The 16,537-nt window shown below is 70.0% G+C and carries 15 protein-coding genes; 1 reads left to right on the forward strand and 14 read right to left on the reverse strand.

Translation table 11 applies throughout. The features are described from left to right. Positions 1-16: 16 nt before the first annotated feature. The gene (locus tag LRG10_RS05960; RefSeq protein WP_201168446.1) at positions 17-1,297 is read left to right on the forward strand and encodes an HlyC/CorC family transporter; all 1,281 of its coding nucleotides are present in this window, start codon (positions 17-19) and stop codon (positions 1,295-1,297) included. A gap of 351 nt (positions 1,298-1,648) precedes the next feature. Here LRG10_RS05960 and LRG10_RS05965 read toward each other — a convergent pair whose 3' ends face one another. From LRG10_RS05965 to fliQ, 14 genes are read right to left on the reverse strand one after another with little or no spacing between them, the layout of a single operon-like run. Next, positions 1,649-2,146, reverse strand: a complete 498-nt coding sequence (locus LRG10_RS05965; protein WP_201168447.1) for a chemotaxis protein CheW — start codon at positions 2,144-2,146, stop codon at positions 1,649-1,651. A gap of 20 nt (positions 2,147-2,166) precedes the next feature. Then, on the reverse strand, positions 2,167-3,108 hold the full coding sequence (locus LRG10_RS05970) for a chemotaxis protein CheW (protein ID WP_238634949.1): 942 nt from the start codon (positions 3,106-3,108) through the stop codon (positions 2,167-2,169). Then, positions 3,101-3,898, reverse strand: coding sequence for a ParA family protein (locus tag LRG10_RS05975; RefSeq protein ID WP_238633590.1), 798 nt, complete (start codon positions 3,896-3,898; stop codon positions 3,101-3,103). Before LRG10_RS05975 ends, LRG10_RS05970 begins: the two co-directional genes overlap by 8 nt. Positions 3,899-3,917: 19 nt before the next feature. Next, positions 3,918-5,138: a chemotaxis response regulator protein-glutamate methylesterase gene (locus tag LRG10_RS05980; RefSeq protein WP_238634950.1), complete on the reverse strand. Its 1,221-nt coding sequence runs from the start codon at positions 5,136-5,138 to the stop codon at positions 3,918-3,920. A gap of 44 nt (positions 5,139-5,182) precedes the next feature. Next, complete coding sequence (locus LRG10_RS05985) at positions 5,183-7,417, reverse strand: chemotaxis protein CheA (protein WP_238634951.1); 2,235 nt, start codon at positions 7,415-7,417, stop codon at positions 5,183-5,185. A 39-nt stretch (positions 7,418-7,456) separates the two neighbouring features. Next, a complete protein-coding gene (locus LRG10_RS05990; RefSeq protein ID WP_201168690.1) occupies positions 7,457-8,242 on the reverse strand; it encodes a protein phosphatase CheZ in 786 nt (261 codons plus the stop codon). 5 nt (positions 8,243-8,247) lie between these two features. Next, positions 8,248-8,631: a chemotaxis response regulator CheY gene (gene cheY / locus LRG10_RS05995; RefSeq protein WP_201168465.1), complete on the reverse strand. Its 384-nt coding sequence runs from the start codon at positions 8,629-8,631 to the stop codon at positions 8,248-8,250. A gap of 54 nt (positions 8,632-8,685) precedes the next feature. Further along, positions 8,686-9,429: an RNA polymerase sigma factor FliA gene (locus LRG10_RS06000; RefSeq protein WP_201168468.1), complete on the reverse strand. Its 744-nt coding sequence runs from the start codon at positions 9,427-9,429 to the stop codon at positions 8,686-8,688. Beyond that, a complete protein-coding gene (locus tag LRG10_RS06005; protein WP_274519788.1) occupies positions 9,429-10,262 on the reverse strand; it encodes a MinD/ParA family protein in 834 nt (277 codons plus the stop codon). Before LRG10_RS06005 ends, LRG10_RS06000 begins: the two co-directional genes overlap by 1 nt. Before the next feature lie 38 nt (positions 10,263-10,300). After that, positions 10,301-12,055, reverse strand: coding sequence for a flagellar biosynthesis protein FlhF (gene flhF, locus LRG10_RS06010; RefSeq protein ID WP_238634952.1), 1,755 nt, complete (start codon positions 12,053-12,055; stop codon positions 10,301-10,303). Between the two features lie 6 nt (positions 12,056-12,061). After that, on the reverse strand, positions 12,062-14,182 hold the full coding sequence (gene flhA, locus LRG10_RS06015; protein WP_238633586.1) for a flagellar biosynthesis protein FlhA: 2,121 nt from the start codon (positions 14,180-14,182) through the stop codon (positions 12,062-12,064). Beyond that, positions 14,179-15,354: a flagellar biosynthesis protein FlhB gene (gene flhB, locus LRG10_RS06020; RefSeq protein ID WP_238633585.1), complete on the reverse strand. Its 1,176-nt coding sequence runs from the start codon at positions 15,352-15,354 to the stop codon at positions 14,179-14,181. The genes flhA and flhB overlap by 4 nt, the downstream gene beginning before the upstream one ends. A gap of 3 nt (positions 15,355-15,357) precedes the next feature. Continuing rightward, entirely contained in the window at positions 15,358-16,149 is a 792-nt protein-coding gene (fliR, locus tag LRG10_RS06025; RefSeq protein ID WP_201168477.1) for a flagellar biosynthetic protein FliR, read from the reverse strand. Next, on the reverse strand, positions 16,150-16,419 hold the full coding sequence (fliQ, locus tag LRG10_RS06030; protein ID WP_201168480.1) for a flagellar biosynthesis protein FliQ: 270 nt from the start codon (positions 16,417-16,419) through the stop codon (positions 16,150-16,152). Positions 16,420-16,537 lie beyond the last annotated feature (118 nt).

The raw sequence follows: 16,537 nt of genomic DNA on the forward strand, positions 1-16,537 counted from the left end.
AGGCCCCGGACCCCCGTTGGAAGCGATTCCCGTCAGCCTGCTCTTCGCCGCCCTCGGCGGCCTGATCGTCCTCTCCGGCTGCTTTTCGGGCTCGGAGACGGCGCTCATGTCGCTCAACCGCTACCGCATGCGTCACCTGGCCAAGCAGGGCCATCGCGGTGCACGCATCGCCGAGCGGCTCCTGCAGCGACCGGACCGGGTCCTCGGGGTGATCCTGCTCGGCAACAACTTCGTCAACATCGCCGCCTCCTCCCTGGCGACGCTGATCGCCCTGCGCCTGCACGGCGAGAGCGCCATCGCCGTGGCCGCCGGCCTGCTGACGCTGGTGATCCTGATCTTCGCCGAGGTGGCACCCAAGACGCTCGCCGCCGTCCATCCAGAGCGCGTGGCCTTCCCGGCCAGCTACGTGCTGTGGCTGCTCCTGCGCCTGCTCTACCCCCTGGTCTGGCTAGTCAATGCGGCGGCGAACGCCCTACTGAGCATCGTCCGGGTGCGGGTCGAGGACGTCAGCGCCGCCGAGCTCAGCCAGGAGGAGCTGCGCACCGTCGTCAACGAGGCCGGCAACATGATCCCCCGCCGCCACCGGCACATGCTGGTGAGCATCCTCGACCTGGAGGAGGCGACGGTGGAGGACATCATGATCCCGCGCACGGAGATCGTCGGCATCGACCTCGACGATCCGTGGCCGGAGACCCTGGAACGGCTGACCAACAGCCAGTACACCCGCATGCCCGTCTACCGCGGCACGGTGGACCACGTCCTGGGGTTCGTGCATGTGCGCCGGATCGTCGGCGACCTGGTCCGCGGCAGCTTCACGCCGGAGGACCTCCAGGCGCGGCTGCACGAGCCGTTCTTCATCCCGGAGGGCACCGGGCTGCACACCCAGCTGTTGAAGTTCCAGCGCCAGCGCGAGCGCGTCGGGCTGGTGGTGGACGAGTACGGCGAGATCCTGGGCCTGGCGGCCCTGGACGATATCCTCGAGGAGATCGTCGGCGAATTCACGACGGATCCGGGCACGCTGACCCGCTCGATCACCCGGCAGGAGGATGGAACCTATCTGGTCGAGGGCAGCGCGACGATCCGGGAGCTGAATCGGGTGCTGGGCTGGGAGCTGTCGACCAGCGGGCCGAAGACCCTGAACGGGTTGATCCTCGAGCGGCTGGAGACCATCCCCGAGGCGGGCACGAGCCTGCTGATCGACGGTTATCCGGTGACCATCGTGCAGACCCAGGGCAATCGGGTGAAGACGGCGGAGATCCAGCCGGAGCGCCCGCCCTCGGTCCGGCGCGAGTCGTAGCGCGCCCGCGGCCACCCCGCCCGCCGGCGGGCCTCGGGCGATGTGCAGGGCTGCCGCTTTGTGGGGCCTGCCGCCGCGCATTTGGGCGCGCCGAGCCGCGCGGCCCCGACGGGGGGTGAGCGCGAACCTTTACCGGTTCGCGCTCATCAGCGAGGTCTTGTCCGAGCGGCGCGTTAGCGCCGCGAGTTGAGCGAGCGGCCCCGGCGGGGCGAGCAGCGCAGGGGACCCCGCCGCAGGCGGGGCGCGCACATCCGCGCGGCGGCAGGCCCCACAACGCGGCAGCTTCCGTCTCCAACCTCACCAAACCCGCCGGCGGGCGGGGTGACCGCGGCCCGGCGGACTGCTCGCGGATCAGAGGGCGGCGACCTCCTGCCACTCGTCCTCGGTCAGGAGCTTGTTGGCGTCGACCAGGATCAGCAGCCCATCCTCGCGGCTGACCACCCCGTAGATGTAGCGCGACGACTCCTCGTTGCCCACGTTTGGCGCCGTATCGATCTGCGCCTCGCGGACGCTGGCCACCTCATCGACGCTATCCACCAGGATCCCGGCGACGTTCTCCGCCACCTCCATGACGATGATCCGGCTCTGCTTGTCGGGTTCCCGCGACTGCATCCCGAAGCGCAGCCGGGTGTCGATCACCGTCACCACCTTGCCGCGCAGGTTGATGATGCCCAGCACGAATTCCGGCGCGCCGGGGACCGGCGCGATCTCGGACAACGGCAGAACCTCCTGGACCTGCATCACGTTGATGCCGTAGTGCTCATTGCCGAGCTTGAAGGTCACCCACTGGGAGGTCGGCCCCTCGGCGAGCTCGGCATCCTCATCGTACTGTGCCTGTTCGTAAGCCATGTATTCCCCTCGCTACGGGTTTAACGGGAGCCGGCGGGGCCATTCTGCCCCCCGGCGGCGGGGGATGCCAGGGTGCCCCCGACGCCGCCCTCCTGCTCGAGCATGTCGGCGAAGGCGTCGGGATCCACCAGCGCACAGAGGTGCTCGCGCACCGTACCCGCCAGCCAGCGCCGCCGGCCCTGAGCCGAGCGCCACTGCACCTGATCCGGGGTGAGCTTGAGCACCGCGCCCACCTCGCGGCAGGCCAGCCCCCAGTTGCCGTCGCCGACGATGATGATCTTCCCGGCGCGGCGCTCCTCGAGCGGCGGACGACGGTCCTCGGGCAGGACCAGCTCGGCGGTGTCGACGACCTGAACATACCGCCCCCGGTGGTCGAGGAGCCCGTGCATCCACCCCGGCTGCCCCACGGTGGGCTCGACCTCGTCGGGATCCTCCCACGGCACCACCCGGTGGAGCTTGACCAGGGGCACCGCCAGGCGAAGCGCGCCCACGTGCAGGGTCAGCGCCTGGAAGAAGGGACGCGCCCACGCCGGGGTGGGGTCGGTCGGCGGCTCCTGGCCGCCTCCCGTAGCCCCGGCCCGTGGCCGGGGCGGCGCTGCGGTCTCGGCGGACGGCGGGTGCGCTTCGGGCTCGCCGGGGGCCGTCTCCGGCGGGGCCACCGACGGCGGCGGCGCCTGCGGCATCCGCGGGCGCTCGGCCACCCGGCTCGGCGGCGTCTCCCGGGTACGGGCCGGCTGCCGCTCGGCAGCCGGCGGCGGCCCGGTGGGTGCCGACCCCGACGCAGGCTCCGCATCCGGCGCCCGCGGGGCCGGTGCCGGCTCCGCCTGCGGGGCATCGGCTGCCGGTGCTTCCGCCTCCGCCTCCGGAGTGTAGTCCTCGACGTCGTCGAGCAGGGCCTGGAGGTACTCCCCCAGGGCGCGCTGGTGATCGGGAAGCCCCTTGCCCGGATCCTCCTCAGACATGGCCGGCCACCTCGTTGTCACGCTCGCGCTCGCCGCGGGTCAAGTGATCGAGCAGCTTACGAAAGGCCAGGCTGCCGCGGCACCAGGGCTGCATCACGGTCAGCGGCAGGCCTTCGCGGCTGGCCTCGCGGAACTGGGTATCCACCGGGATGGCACCGGGCCAGACCCGCTCGCCGTGGCGCTGCTGCAGTTCCTCCAGGGCCCGAGTCGCGGCCCGGGTCCGCCGGTCATAGAGCGTCGGGACGATGGTGTACGGCAGGGCACGGGGCCGCGAGCGCTCGATCATCTCCAGGGTATGGACCATCCGCTCCAGCCCCTTGAGAGCCAGGAACTCAGTCTGCACCGGCACGATCAGCCGCTCACAGGCGGCCAGGGCGTTGACCATCAGCACGCCGAGCATCGGCGGGCAATCGAGCAGGGTGTAGTCGAAGCGGTGGGCCATGGTGCTCAGGCCGCGGCGGATGACCAGCCCCATCCCCTTGCGGCTGCCCAGCTGCCGGTCGAGGGTCGCCAGAGAGGTGGACGCCGGCAGCAGGTGCAGCCCCTGCACCGCGGTGGGCACACTCATCGCCTCGGGGTCGACACCCCGCCCCTGGTGGCGGAAGAGCTCGTAGAGGTTCGGCTCGACCTCCTCCGGGTCGTAGCCGAAGTAGCTGGTCAGCGAGCCGTGGGGATCGAGGTCGACCACCAGCACCGAGCTGCCGCGCTGGGCGAGCAGCCCGGCCAGGCTGGTGACGACGGTGGTCTTGCCGACGCCGCCCTTCTGATTGGCCACGGTCCAGATGCGCATAGGCCTGCGATCCTGCCCGCTAGCGGAGGCGGGCGAGTTCGTCTCCGATCCGGTCCAGGGGCAGCACCTGGTCGGTGAGCCCGGCCCGGGTCACCGCCGCAGGCATGCCGTAGATGACGCTGCTCGCCTCGTCCTGGCTCCACACCCAGCAGCCGTTATCCTTGAGCAGCCGGGCCCCTTTGGCCCCGTCGGAGCCCATGCCGGTGAGCACGATGCCCAGCACCCCGCCCGGGGCCAGCCGGGCCAGCTCGCTGAAGGCGATGTCGACGCTCGGCTTGTAGTGGTGGTCACTCTGCCCCTCGTAGGTGTAGACGCTGAGTGCGCCGCTACGCCCGCGCACCCCCAGATGCCGGCCTCCGGGAGCGAGCAGGACCTCGCCCGGGCGCAGCATGTCGTCATCGGCCGCCTCACGCACGCGCACCTGGCAGAGCTCGTTGAGACGCTCGGCGAAGGCCGGCGTGAAGGAGGCCGGCATATGCTGGATCACCAGCACGGGTACCGGGAAGCTCGCTGGCAGCCGCGTCAGCACCCGCTGCAGGGCCACCGGACCGCCGGTGGAGCAGCCGATGACCACCGCCTGCAGGTCGGCCAGGCGCGGAGCGCCGCGCGCGCCCCGCCGGGGGCCTGCCGCGGGGACAGTGGCAGGCTCGGCTGCCGGGGTCGGGGACTCGGCCGGGGACTCGGGCGCGAGCTCGCCGCCCGTCCTCCGCCGGGTCGACGGCGCCGTCGAGGCAGGGGTGCGCCGGGGTCGGTCGGCCTCACCGCCAGCCGGAGGGGGTGTCGGGGCGGGGGAGCGGGCCTGGGAGGCGGCCGCCTGCCCGCCCCGGGAACCGCCGCCGCGACGACCGCCGCCAAGCTCCACCAGCCGCTCGCAGAGCTGCCGCTGGACCGCTTCCATATCCCCGGAGAGGTCGGCGAAACGCTTGGGGATGAAATCGGCGGCGCCGGCCTCCAGCGCCTCGATGGTGGCCCGTGCGCCCTCGTGGGTGAGCGAGGAGAACATCAGGACCGGGGTGGGCCGGCGCTGCATGATCTCGCGGACCGCCGAGATGCCGTCGAGCTCGGGCATCTCGATGTCCATGGTGATGACGTCCGGGCACAGGCGCTGGGCCAGGGACACGGCCTGGCGTCCATCGCCAGCCTCGCCGCAGACCTCGAGACGCGGGTCCTGCTCGACCATGGCGCGGATGCGCCGGCGGAAGAAGCCGGAATCGTCGACCACCAGAACCCGAATGCTCACCCAGTCCTCCTCTACGAGCGACGCGCGCCCCGCGCCCGGGCGGCCTACAGCCGCTTGCCGTAGGCCTTGATCAGGCTCGGGATGTCGACGATCAGGGCGATCTGCCCGTCGCCGGTGATGGTCGAGCCGGCCAGCCCCGGCAGGCCGTGGAGCAGCGCGCCCAGGGGCTTGATGACCACCTCCTCGAGACCGATGACCTCGTCGACGACAAAGCCGACGGCCTGGTTGCCGACGATGACCGTGATGACCTGCCGCTCGTCCTCGGCCTCCTCGCCGTTGGCCATCTCGCGCTTGGTGGTGAGCACCGGCTCACCGGCCTGGCTGAGCCAGCGCTCCAGGAAGAAGAGCGGCATGGCCTTGTCGCGGACGATGGCCACCAGGCGGTTGTTGACCACGTTGGTGCGCACGTCCTGGAGTTCGAAGATCTCGCGCACCACGGACATGGGCAGGGCGAACTTGCGCCCGGAGACCTTGACCATCAGCGTCGGCAGGATGGCCAGGGTGAGCGGCAGCTGGATGCGCATGACCGTACCACGGCCCAGCTCGGAGTCGATGTCCACGGTGCCGTTGAGCCGCGAGAGACTGTTCTTGACCACGTCCATGCCCACGCCGCGGCCGGAGACGTCGGAGATCTCCTCCTTGCTCGAGAACCCGGCGTGGAAGATCAGGCTGTACGCCTCCTTGTCATCGAGCCGCGAGGCCGACTCCTCGTCCATCATGCCCTTTTTCACCGCCAGGCCGCGCAGCTTGTCCGGGTCCATCCCGCGCCCGTCGTCGGCGATGGTCAGCAGGATGTGATCCCCCTCCTGCTCGGCGGACAGGGTCACCGTGCCCTGGCGGGGCTTGCCGGCGGCCTCGCGCTCATCCGGGTACTCCACGCCGTGATCCACGGCGTTGCGCACCAGGTGGACCATGGGGTCGGCCAGGGCCTCGACCATGTTCTTGTCCAGGTCGGTGTCCTCGCCGTGGGTCTCCAGCGTGACCTCCTTGTCGAGCTGCCGGGCCAGGTCGCGGATCACCCGGGGGAAACGGCCGAAGACCTTCTTGATCGGCTGCATGCGCGTCTTCATCACCGAAGACTGCAGGTCGGAGGTGACCAGCTCCAGATCGCTGACCGCCTGGCCGAGGCGATCGTCGTCGAGCTCGTTGCGCAGGTTGGAGAGGCGGTTGCGCACCAGCACCAGCTCGCCGACGAGGTTCATGATCTCGTCGAGCTTGGCGGTATCCACCCGCACCGAGGCCTCGACCTTGTTGCCGCCACCCCCGGCATCGGCACCCGTGCCACCCTTGTCGGCACCGGCACCGCCACCGCCCCCACCACCCTGGCCGCCGCCGGCGGCCGGCTTGCGGGCGGGGGCATCGGCCTGCGGCGCCGCCGGGGTCGACTCCGCCGCAGCGGCCGGCTCGGGCTCCCGGGGGGCCGCCGGCGCGTCGGCCGCCTGCGGCTCGCCAGCCGCGGCCGCGCCGGGTGGGGGCGGCGCCGAAGCGCTTTGCGCATCGTCGCCCGCGCCTTCGACCGCCGGCGGCGACGCGTCCTTGCCGGGCGCTGCTCCGGGGCCGTAGAGGCTGTCGAGCAGCTGCTCGAACTCCTCCTCGGTGATCTCGTCGTCCCCGCCGCCCGAGGCCGGTTCGGCGGCCTCCGCGGCCGGATCCTCGGCCACCGGCTTGCCCTGGTGCTGACCTTTGCCGTGGAGCTCGTCGAGCAGCTGCTCGAACTCAGCGTCGGTGATCTCGTCGCCGCCTCCGGAGGTGGCGGCCTCGTCGCCGTCGTCCAGGGCGGTGAGCAGCTCATCGAACTCGGCGTCGCTGTCGTCGCCGGTCTGCTCTTGCTGGGAGGCCGGCTGCTGCTCCTGCGCTGCCCCTGCGGCGGCGGCCGGCGGCGCACCGGCATCCGCCTGCTTGAGCCGGTCGAGCTCCTGGAGCAGCTCCGCCGAGGCCGGTTCCGGGTCGCTGCCGTTCTCGATCTGCCCGAACTGCGCGACCACCACATCGAGCGCGCGCAGGACGGTGTCCATCAGCTCCGGCGAGACCTGCTTCTCGCCATTGCGCAGCAGGTTGAAGACGTCCTCGGTGCGGTGGCAGACCTCAACCAGCGGATCGAGCCCGAGGAACCCGGCGCCCCCCTTGATGGTGTGGAAGCCGCGGAAGACCGAATTGAGCAGATCCTGGTCCTCGCCGTGCTGCTCCAGATCCACCAGCTGCTCGCCCAGCCGGTCGAGGATCTCCCGAGACTCGACCAGGAAGTCCTGCACGATGTCGTCGTCGAGGTCGATGGCCATGCTCGGCCTCCGCTGTTGTTGGGCTTCTCGGTGCCCGGGCTAAAACCCCAGGCTCGACAGGAGATCGTCCACTTCGTCCTGCCCGCTGACCACGTCGTCGCCACCCTTGCCGGGCATGGTCGGCCCCTCGCCGCGGCGCATCCGCTCGCTGGCCACCTCGGCGTCCTCGGCCGGCCGGGTGGAGGGCTGCTGGCCTTCCTCCTCGAAGCGCTGCCCGGAGATGCGCACCAGCTGGACCAGGTTCGACTCGACCTCCTCGACCAGGGCGATGACCTTGCGGATGATCTGCCCGGTCAGGTCCTGGTAGTCCTGGGCCATCAACGCCTCGTTGAGCTGATCGCTGATCTGCCGACTGTCTGCCTGGACCCGGTTGAGGAAGCCATCCAGCTCGCGGGAGAGCTCGCGGAAGTCCTCGACATTGAGCTCGCGGCGCTGGAAGGCCTGCCAGCGCTCCGCCAGCCGTGCCCCCTCCTCGGCCAGCTCCTGCGCCAGCGGCGCACTGCCCTCGATCACCGTCAGGGTGCGGTGGGCGGCCTGCTCGGTCATCGTGATGACGTAGTTCAGGCGCTCGCGGGCATCGGGGATCTCCTGGGAGGTGATATCGGCCAGGCGCTCGTCGTAGTTGAACGCCTTGATCGCCTCGTGCAGATCCCGGGTCAGCGTCCCCAGCTCGCGGAAGAGCTCGGTCTCCCGCAGGTGGGTCAGGTCGTCGATGACCGTCTGGGCACCCTCGCTGTCCCCGGCGTCGACGTGCTCCAGTAACTGCTGCGCGGCGCGGCGGTACGCCTCGAGGTCGGCGCCGCTGCTGCCCTGCTCCCGGCGCATGCTGCTCATCCCCCGCCTGCCTGGACCCGCTCGAAGATCTTGTCGATCTTCTCGCGCAGCGTCGCCGCGGTGAAGGGCTTGACGATGTAGCCGTTCACCCCGGCCTGCGCCGCCTCCATGATCTGCTCGCGCTTGGCCTCGGCGGTGACCATCAGCGTGGGCAGGTCCTTGAGATTGGCGTCGGCACGGACGTGCTTGAGCAGTTCCAGACCGGTCATGCCCGGCATGTTCCAGTCGGTGATCAGAAAGTCGATCCCGCCCTTCTGCAGGATGGGCAGCGCCGTGTTGCCGTCGTCGGCCTCGACCACGTTGTTGTAGCCGAGTTCGCGCAACAGGTTCTTGATGATCCGCCTCATCGTGGAGAAATCGTCCACAACGAGGATCTTCATGTTCTTGTCCGCTGCCACATTGCCCCCCTATCTCGAGGCCTTGCCAAAGCCGTGCTACGCCGTTCGTTCCTGCTGCTCGCGCCGCCACTCCCCGAGACGGTTGCGCAGCTTGAGCATGATCCGGCCGTGGATCTGGCTGACCCGCGACTCCGAGACCCCGAGCACCTCGCCGATCTCACGCAGGTTGAGTTCCTCATCGTAGTAGAGCGCCATGACCAGGCGCTCGCGCTCGGGCAGCTCCCGGATCGCCTCGGCCAGCTCGCCCTGGAACGCCTCGTCCTGCAGCATGGCCAGGGGGCCGGGGTCGTGCCCGGCGGGCTCGTGGGGCTCGCCGGTGCCCGGATCCTCCTGGTCGATGCTGAAGACCTTCGCCGAGGACACATCCTGCAGGATATTGTGGTATTCCGCCACCGAGATCCCCAGGGCCTCGGCCACCTCGTGGTCGCGGGCATCCCGCCCGGTCCGGTGCTCGATGCTGCGGATGGCTTCGGCCACCTCGCGGCCCTTGCGGTGGACCGAACGCGGCGTCCAGTCAAGCCGGCGCATCTCGTCGAGCATGGCGCCGCGGATGCGGATGCCGGCGTAGGTCTGGAAGCTCGCCCCCTGGGAGGAGTCGTACTGGCGCGCCGCCTCGAGCAGGCCGATCATACCGGCCTGGATCAGGTCCTCGAGCTGCACGCTCGGCGGCAGGCGGCTGGCCAGATGGTGGGCGATCCGCTTGACCAGCGAGGCGTGGCGGGTGACCAGATCCTCGTCGCCCTGCTGTGCCACCGCGGTGTACATCGCGTGACCATTCATCAGGTCACCTCTCCCCCCATGCTGCTGTATTCGATCAGTCGCTCGACGAAGAACTCCAGGTTCCCGGTGGCCCCCGAGGGGGTCGGCCACGCGTCGATTCGCCGCGCCAGATCACCGAACGCCCGCGCCGAGGGGCTGTTCGGGTAGGTCTCGACCACCGGCTGCTGCTTCTGCACCGCCCGGCGTAGGCGATCATCCTCCGGGATGGCGCCGATGAAGTCCAGGTTCAGGTCGAGGAAGCGCTCGGTGGCCACGGCCAGCTTCTGGTGCAGCATCTGCCCCTCGCGGCGGCTGCGCACGCGGTTGGCGACCAGGTGGAAGCGCTCGACCCCGTAGCGGTTGAGGACCTTGATCAGGGCGTAGGCATCGGTGATCGACGAGGGCTCATTGCAGGCGACGATGACCAGTTCGCGGCAGGCGCGCACGAAGCTGACCACGCTCTCGGAGATGCCCGCCGCGGTGTCGACGAGCAGCACATCCACCTCGCGCTGGAGCTCGCTGAAGCAGCGGATCAGCCCGGCGTGCTCGGCGGCGGTGAGCTCGGCCATGCGCTGGGTGCCCGAAGAGGCGGGCACGATGGTAAAGCCGCCGGGGGCCTCGACGAGGACCTCATCGAGGCTCGCCTCGCCGGCGAGCACGTGGGAGAGGTTGAGCTTGGGCGACAGGCCCAGGGCCACGTCGACGTTGGCCAGCCCCAGATCGGCGTCGAAGAGCATCACCTCCTGGCCCATGCGACTGAGCGCAGTGGCCAGATTCACGGAGACGTTGGTCTTGCCGACCCCGCCTTTGCCGCCGGTGACGGCGACCACCTTGACCGGTCTGGTTTTCGCCATCCTGCGCAACCCCGCCGCCTGATCGAGGCCTGGCTCTGTCAGGAACATGCGCCTCCCCCACCGAGAGCCAATGCCAGGGCTTCCTCGTCGGCCTCCTGAACGTGCTCGTCCAGCAGCGCACACGCCCGGTGCACGAGTGTATCACCCCTGGCCGCCTGAAGGTCTTCCGGCACCCGCTGCCCCACGGCCAGATAGGCGATAGGCAGCTTGGTGCGCAGGGCGCAGGTCATCGCCCCGCCCAGGCTGGAGGCCTCGTCGACCTTGGTGAAGATGCAGCCCACCGGCTCGGCGCCGGCGAAGGCGCTGACCGATTCGGTCAGCGTCGCCATCTGGGTGGCCGCTGAGAGCACCAGGTAGGTCTTCACCAGCCCCTCGGCGCTGCCCAGGGTCTTGAACTGCTCGGCCAGACGCACGTCGCGCTGGCTCATGCCCACGGTGTCGATGAGCACCAGGCCGCGGTCCATCAGATCGTCGACGATGGTCCGCAGCTCATGGCGGTTGGTGGCGGTGTAGACGGGCACATCGAGGATGCGGGCGTAGGTCAGCAGCTGGTCCTGGGCGCCGACCCGGTAGTTGTCGGTGCTCACCAGTGCCACCTGCTCGCGGCCGTGGCGCAGGGCGTAGCGCGCCGCCAGCTTGGCCACCGTGGTGGTCTTGCCGACGCCGGTGGGGCCGACCAGGGCGTAGACCCCGCCGCGGTCGACGATCTCGTCGCCGGCGATGGGCAGGTGCCGGGCGATCAGGGCCAGCGCCTTGCGGAAGGCGGTGTCGGGGTTCTCGTCGCCGCCAATGTGATCGGCCAGCTTGCGGCTGACTTCGGTGCCCATGCCGAGATCCGTGAGCCGTTTGATCACCGTGGCTCGGGCCGGGTGGCGGTGACCCATGCGGTTCCACTCGAGCAGCGAGAGCTGGTTCTCGAAGAGGCTGCGCAGGGTGCGGATCTCCTCGCGCATCTCCTGGAAGGCCGGCTCCTCCTCGACGCGACGGCGGCTCGCACCGGAGCCACCCCCGGTAGACGGGCCCTCCTGGTTGCCGGCGCTGGCCGCCTCGGCGGCGGCCCCCATGGCGGCGGCGTGCTCGACCCCGCCGAGCCCCTGGCCCCGGTCGCCACCGGGCTCGCCGCCGCTGGCCGCCCCGCCCCGACCACGCGCCGGCCGGGAGGCCGGCTCGCGTCGCGGCTGCTCGGCGCGCTTGCGCTCCACCTCCTGGTGCTCGCGGCTGAGGGCGTCGAAGAGTTCGGCGTCCTCGTCGGCGCCGCCGACGCGCAGATCGATACGCGGCTCGCGGCGCTCGCCGCCGCCGGCGCCGCTGCGCTCCTGGCCGGAACTGCGATGGGCGGCCGCGTTGGCACGGGCCCGCTCCGCCGCGCCGGTGTCGATGCGCGGCCGCCCGCGGGACGGGCCGCCCCCCTCACGCTGCGGCAGGGCGTCGTCGGCCACCGCACCACCGGCGCGCAGACTGCGCAGGCGGGCCAGTGCCGCCTCGCGAGCACGGCCGGCCTCATCCTCGGCCGGCTCCGCCTGCCCGGACGGCTCGTCCTCGGCGGCGGGCAGGTCCGGCTCACCGGGGCGCGGGCCCGGCGAGCCGTCCAGGGGCGGGATCTCGGCGGCCCGCGGATCCTGCGCGCGGGCCGCCGCCTGAACGGCGCGCTCGTCGTAGTCCACCGCCGAGATCACCTCGACGCCGCCGTCGACATTGCGCGACGAGATCACCACGGCATCCGGGCCGTGCTGCTCCCTGACCTTGCGCAGCGCCTCGCGGGTATTGGCGGCGAAGATTCGCTTGATTCGCATGGTGCGTTACCCCTGCTTGCCCGATTCCTCCTGCCCCTGACCGACGTTGGCGATGATGCGCACCTGCCGGTCATCCGGGACCTCGTTGTAGGACAGGACGTAAAGCCCCGACGCCACGTTGCGGGACAGCCGCCGCAGCCAGTGGCGCAGCGGCGGTGACGTCAGCAATACGGCGGGCTGACCGGCGGCTTCTTGACGCTCCGCCGCCTGGGCGATCGAGCGCTGCATGCGCTCGGCCAGCCCGGGCTCGATGCCGCCGCCCCCGTCCCCGGCACCCTGCACGGAATTAAGCAAGAGTTGTTCCAGCTGCGGCTCCAGGGTGATCACCGGCACCTCGCGCTGCATGCCGACGATCTCCTGGACGATCATGCGGCTGAGCGCTTCGCGCACGTGCTGAGTCAGCTGCCCCGGGTCCTTGGTCTTCTGCCCGTGCTCGGCCAGCGCCTCGACGATGGAGCGCATGTCCCGGATGGGCACGCCCTCCTCGAGCAGATTCTGCAGCACCTTGACCACCGTGGACAGGCTCAGGGTGTTGGGCACCAGCTCCTCGACCAGCTTGGGCTGGCTCTGGCCGAGCATGTCGAGCAGCTTCTGCGCCTCCTCGTGGCCGAAGAGCTGATGGGCGTTGCGCTGCACCTCCTGGGAGAGATGGGTGGCGATCACCGTGCTGGCGTCCACCACCGTGTAGCCCAGGGTCTGCGCGTAATCGTGCTGCGACGGCTCGATCCACACCGCGTCGAGACCGAAGGCCGGATCCTTGGTCGGCGTCCCGGAGAGCTCGCCGTGGACCGTCCCGGGGTTGATGGCCAGCTCGCGGCCGGGCTGCACGTCGCCCTCGGCCACGGGTACGCCGTGGATGCTGACCCGGTAGACGTTGGGTCCCAGATCGAGGTTGTCGCGGATGTGCACCGGCTGGACCAGGAAGCCCAGGTCCTGGGAGAGCTTCTTGCGCACCCCCTTGATCCGGGTCAGCAGCTGCCCGCCCTGATTGCGGTCGACCAGCGGGATCAGGCCGTAACCCACTTCCAGGCCCACCGGGTCCACCGGGGGCACGTCGTCCCAGGTGAGCTCTTTCTGCTCGGGGTCCTCCCGCTCGGCATCGGCCTGCTCGGATGCCGCCGGCTGCTGAGCCGCGGCGGCCGCCTCGGCCTCGCGCCTGCCGGCGTACCACGCCCCCAGCGCGCACAGCCCGGCGAAGAAGAGAAACGGCACCGGCGGCAGCCCCGGCGCCAGACCAAGCAGGCCGATGATCCCGGCGACGACCCAGAGCACCCGCGGGTTGCTGAACAGCTGCTCCATGATGTCGTCGGTCATCCGCCGCGTATCCGAGCGGCGGGTGACCAGGATGGCCGTCGCGCTGGAGAGCACCAGCGAGGGGATCTGCGCCACCAGGCCGTCGCCGATGGTCAGCAGGGTGTAGTTGCGGGCGGCCTCGTCGGCCGGCATGCCGTGCTGGGTCATGCCGATGATCAGCCCGCCGACGATATTGATCAGCAGGATCAGGATGCCGGCGATCGCGTCACCGCGGACGAACTTGGCGGCACCGTCCATGGAGCCGTAGAAGTCGGCCTCCTGCGCCACCTCCTGGCGCCGGTTGCGCGCCTCCTCCTGGCTGATGATCCCGGCGTTGAGGTCGGCGTCGATGGCCATCTGCTTGCCGGGCAGCGCATCCAGGGTGAAGCGCGCCGAGACCTCGGAGATGCGCCCGGCGCCCTTGGTGACCACGACGAAGTTGATGATCACCAGGATGGCGAAGACCACGAAGCCGACCACGTAGTTGGCGCCAACGACGAACTCGCCGAACGACTGGATGACGTTGCCCGCCGCGTCGGTGCCGGTATGACCGTCGAGGAGGATGATCCGCGTCGAGGCGATGTTCAGCGCCAGGCGCAGCAGCGTGGCCACCAGCAGGATCGTCGGGAAAACCGCGAACTCCAGCGGCCGCATGATGTAGACGGTGACCAGGAGGATCGACAGCGACAGGACGATGTTGAAGGTGAACAGCATGTCCAGCGCCAGCGGCGGCAGGGGCACGATCATCATCGCCAACAGGGCAATGACCAGCAGCGGCGTACCCAGCCCCCGGGAGCCGAGGCTGCGGATCTGATCGGCGATGGCCGAATTCATCGGCGGCTATCCCCTCCTGGCTCATCGGATGGTGCACCGCCGCCGGCGTCGTAGCCCGACGGAACCTCCGGCTCGGGCCGCTGCGGCGGCGTCCAGCCGCGGCGCTGCGCGGCCTGGAACTGGTAGACGTAGGCCAGCACCTGGGCGACGGCGAAGTAGAGCGCGCCCGGGATCTCCTGGTCCAGATCGGCGGAATGATACAAGGCCCGTGCCAGCGGCGGGGCCTGGAAGATCAGGATGTCGTTCTCCTCGGCGATCTGGCGGATGCGCGCAGCAAGCAGGTCGGCGCCCTTGGCCACCACCGTGGGCGCACGCATGGACGACTGATCGTACTTGAGCGCGACGGCGTAGTGGGCCGGGTTGGTGATGACCACATCGGCATCGGGGACCTGCTCCATCATGCGCCGGTTGGTCATCTCCCGCTGCTGCTCGCGGACCCGCTGCTTGACCTCCGGCTTGCCCTCGGTCTGCTTGAACTCCTCTTTGACCTCCTGGCGGGTCATGCGGATCTTCTGGGTGTGGTCGTAGATCTGGTAGGGGATGTCGATGGCCACCACCACCAGCATCGACAGTGCCAGCAGGAAGAAGAAGATGTAGAACAGCCGCATGCCCTCGGCCATGGAGGGCTCGAGGGGGGCCCGGCTCATGGTGTAGAAGTTGTCCCAGAAGAGCACGAACAGCCCGACGGCGGTGCCGCCGATGACCAGCACCTTGCCCAGGGCCTTGCCCAGCTCCACCGCCGCCTTGGTCCCGAACATGCGCTGAAACCCCTTGATGGGGCTGAGCTTCTCGGGCTTGGGCTGCATCGGATGGAAGGAGAAGCTCCACCCGCCCAGGGCGGTGGGGGCGATCAGCGCGGCGAGCAGCATCACGGCGATGAACGGCAGCACCGTGAGCAACCCCCGCCCGAGCGCCTCGTGCAGCCGCTCGATGACCATCCCCGGGTCGTAGATGTGGCTACGATCAATGGTGAATGACCACTCGAGCAGCGACGTCAGCTGACCGCCCATGAAGGGACCGAGCGCCAGCAGCGCGCCGGCGGCCACCAGCAGCACCAGCATGGTGGTCAGCTCCCGCGAGCGCGGGATCTGCCCCTTCTTGCGCGATTCCTCGCGCCGTTTCGGGGTCGGATCCTCGGTTTTTTCCTGCCCGTCTTCGCTCTCCTGGGCCACGGCCTACCCCCCGATCCCCGGTGTACCGAGCAACGATCCGATGGTGTTGTACGCCTCGCTCCACATCATGGCCATGCGCGCCGGCAGCGCCGGCAGGACCAGGATGGGCATCAGGACGCCGCCGACCAGGATGGTCAGCGGCAGACCGACGGAGAAGACGTTCATCTGCGGCGCGGCGCGGGTCATCACGCCCAGCGAGAGGTTGATGACCAGCAGGACGGTGACCAGCGGCAGCGCGATGAGTACGGCACCCGCGTACATCTGCGTCCCCCAGGCCGCGACACCCCAGAACACGTCCCGATCCAGGGCGATCTCGCCGATAGGCACCGCCGCGAAGCTGTCTGCCAGCAGCTGGATCAGCATCAGGTGCCCGCCGACGGCGAGGAAGAGCAGCGTGACGATGGTCAGCAGCAGCTGGGAGATCACCGGCACCGACATGCCCGTCTGCGGGTCCACCATGGTGGCAAAACCCAGCCCCATGGCCAGGGCAATGCTCTCACCGGCGATCACCGCCGTGTTCAGCGCCAGGGCCAGGATCATGCCGATGGTCAGCCCCACCAGCACCTCCTGGACGGCGATCAGCAGGCCGTCCGCCGAGAGCGGATCCACCGGGGGCACCTCGCCCACCGCCGGAAGCACGGCGATGGTCAGGGCCACGCCGATGAACACCCGCACCTGCAGCGGGATCATGTCGTTGCCGAACACCGGCGCCACCAGGGCCGCCGCCCCGATGCGCATCAGCGGGTACATGAAGGTACCCACCCACGCGGCCGCTTCGGCGCTGCTGATCTCCATTCAGCGCAGGATCTCCGGGATGCTGCGGATGAGCCCCTCGGTGAAGTCGGTCAGGACCTGGGTCATCCACGGCGTGAGCAGGAACAGCACCACCGCCAAGCCGGCGAGCTTGGGCACGAAGGAGAGGGTCTGCTCGTTGATCTGCGTGGCCGCCTGGAACATGCCGACGATCAGGCCGATGATCAGCGCCGCCAACAGGATCGGCCCGGCCAGGAGCGTGGCCACGGTGAGCGCGTCCGTGCCCAGCTGAATCGCCCGCTCGGGTGTCATAGACAACCTCCATTAAAGGCTTGCCGCTAGCGGCCGGCACCGGCCGACCGGCTCCGGCCGGGCCGGCAGCTTTTTGCCGTTCGGCGCCCCGCCATTGCCGCCGGGCGGCAAGGTCTTG

The organism is Halorhodospira sp. 9628 (genome assembly GCF_022228075.1).
Classification (GTDB): domain Bacteria; phylum Pseudomonadota; class Gammaproteobacteria; order Nitrococcales; family Halorhodospiraceae; genus Halorhodospira; species Halorhodospira halophila_A.

What these genes read in the sequence shown, in the direction of transcription:
- fliQ (WP_201168480.1), bottom strand. Translation starts at nt 16,419, where the DNA reads ATGACACCCGAGCGGGCGATTCAGCTGGGCACGGACGCGCTCACCGTG.
- LRG10_RS06005 (WP_274519788.1), bottom strand. Translation starts at nt 10,262, where the DNA reads ATGGCGAAAACCAGACCGGTCAAGGTGGTCGCCGTCACCGGCGGCAAA.
- flhA (WP_238633586.1), bottom strand. Translation starts at nt 14,182, where the DNA reads ATGAATTCGGCCATCGCCGATCAGATCCGCAGCCTCGGCTCCCGGGGG.
- LRG10_RS06000 (WP_201168468.1), bottom strand. Translation starts at nt 9,429, where the DNA reads ATGAATGGTCACGCGATGTACACCGCGGTGGCACAGCAGGGCGACGAG.
- LRG10_RS05970 (WP_238634949.1), bottom strand. Translation starts at nt 3,108, where the DNA reads ATGTCTGAGGAGGATCCGGGCAAGGGGCTTCCCGATCACCAGCGCGCC.
- LRG10_RS05990 (WP_201168690.1), bottom strand. Translation starts at nt 8,242, where the DNA reads ATGCGCCGGGAGCAGGGCAGCAGCGGCGCCGACCTCGAGGCGTACCGC.
- LRG10_RS05975 (WP_238633590.1), bottom strand. Translation starts at nt 3,898, where the DNA reads ATGCGCATCTGGACCGTGGCCAATCAGAAGGGCGGCGTCGGCAAGACC.
- LRG10_RS05965 (WP_201168447.1), bottom strand. Translation starts at nt 2,146, where the DNA reads ATGGCTTACGAACAGGCACAGTACGATGAGGATGCCGAGCTCGCCGAG.
- flhF (WP_238634952.1), bottom strand. Translation starts at nt 12,055, where the DNA reads ATGCGAATCAAGCGAATCTTCGCCGCCAATACCCGCGAGGCGCTGCGC.
- cheY (WP_201168465.1), bottom strand. Translation starts at nt 8,631, where the DNA reads ATGAAGATCCTCGTTGTGGACGATTTCTCCACGATGAGGCGGATCATC.
- LRG10_RS05985 (WP_238634951.1), bottom strand. Translation starts at nt 7,417, where the DNA reads ATGGCCATCGACCTCGACGACGACATCGTGCAGGACTTCCTGGTCGAG.
- fliR (WP_201168477.1), bottom strand. Translation starts at nt 16,149, where the DNA reads ATGGAGATCAGCAGCGCCGAAGCGGCCGCGTGGGTGGGTACCTTCATG.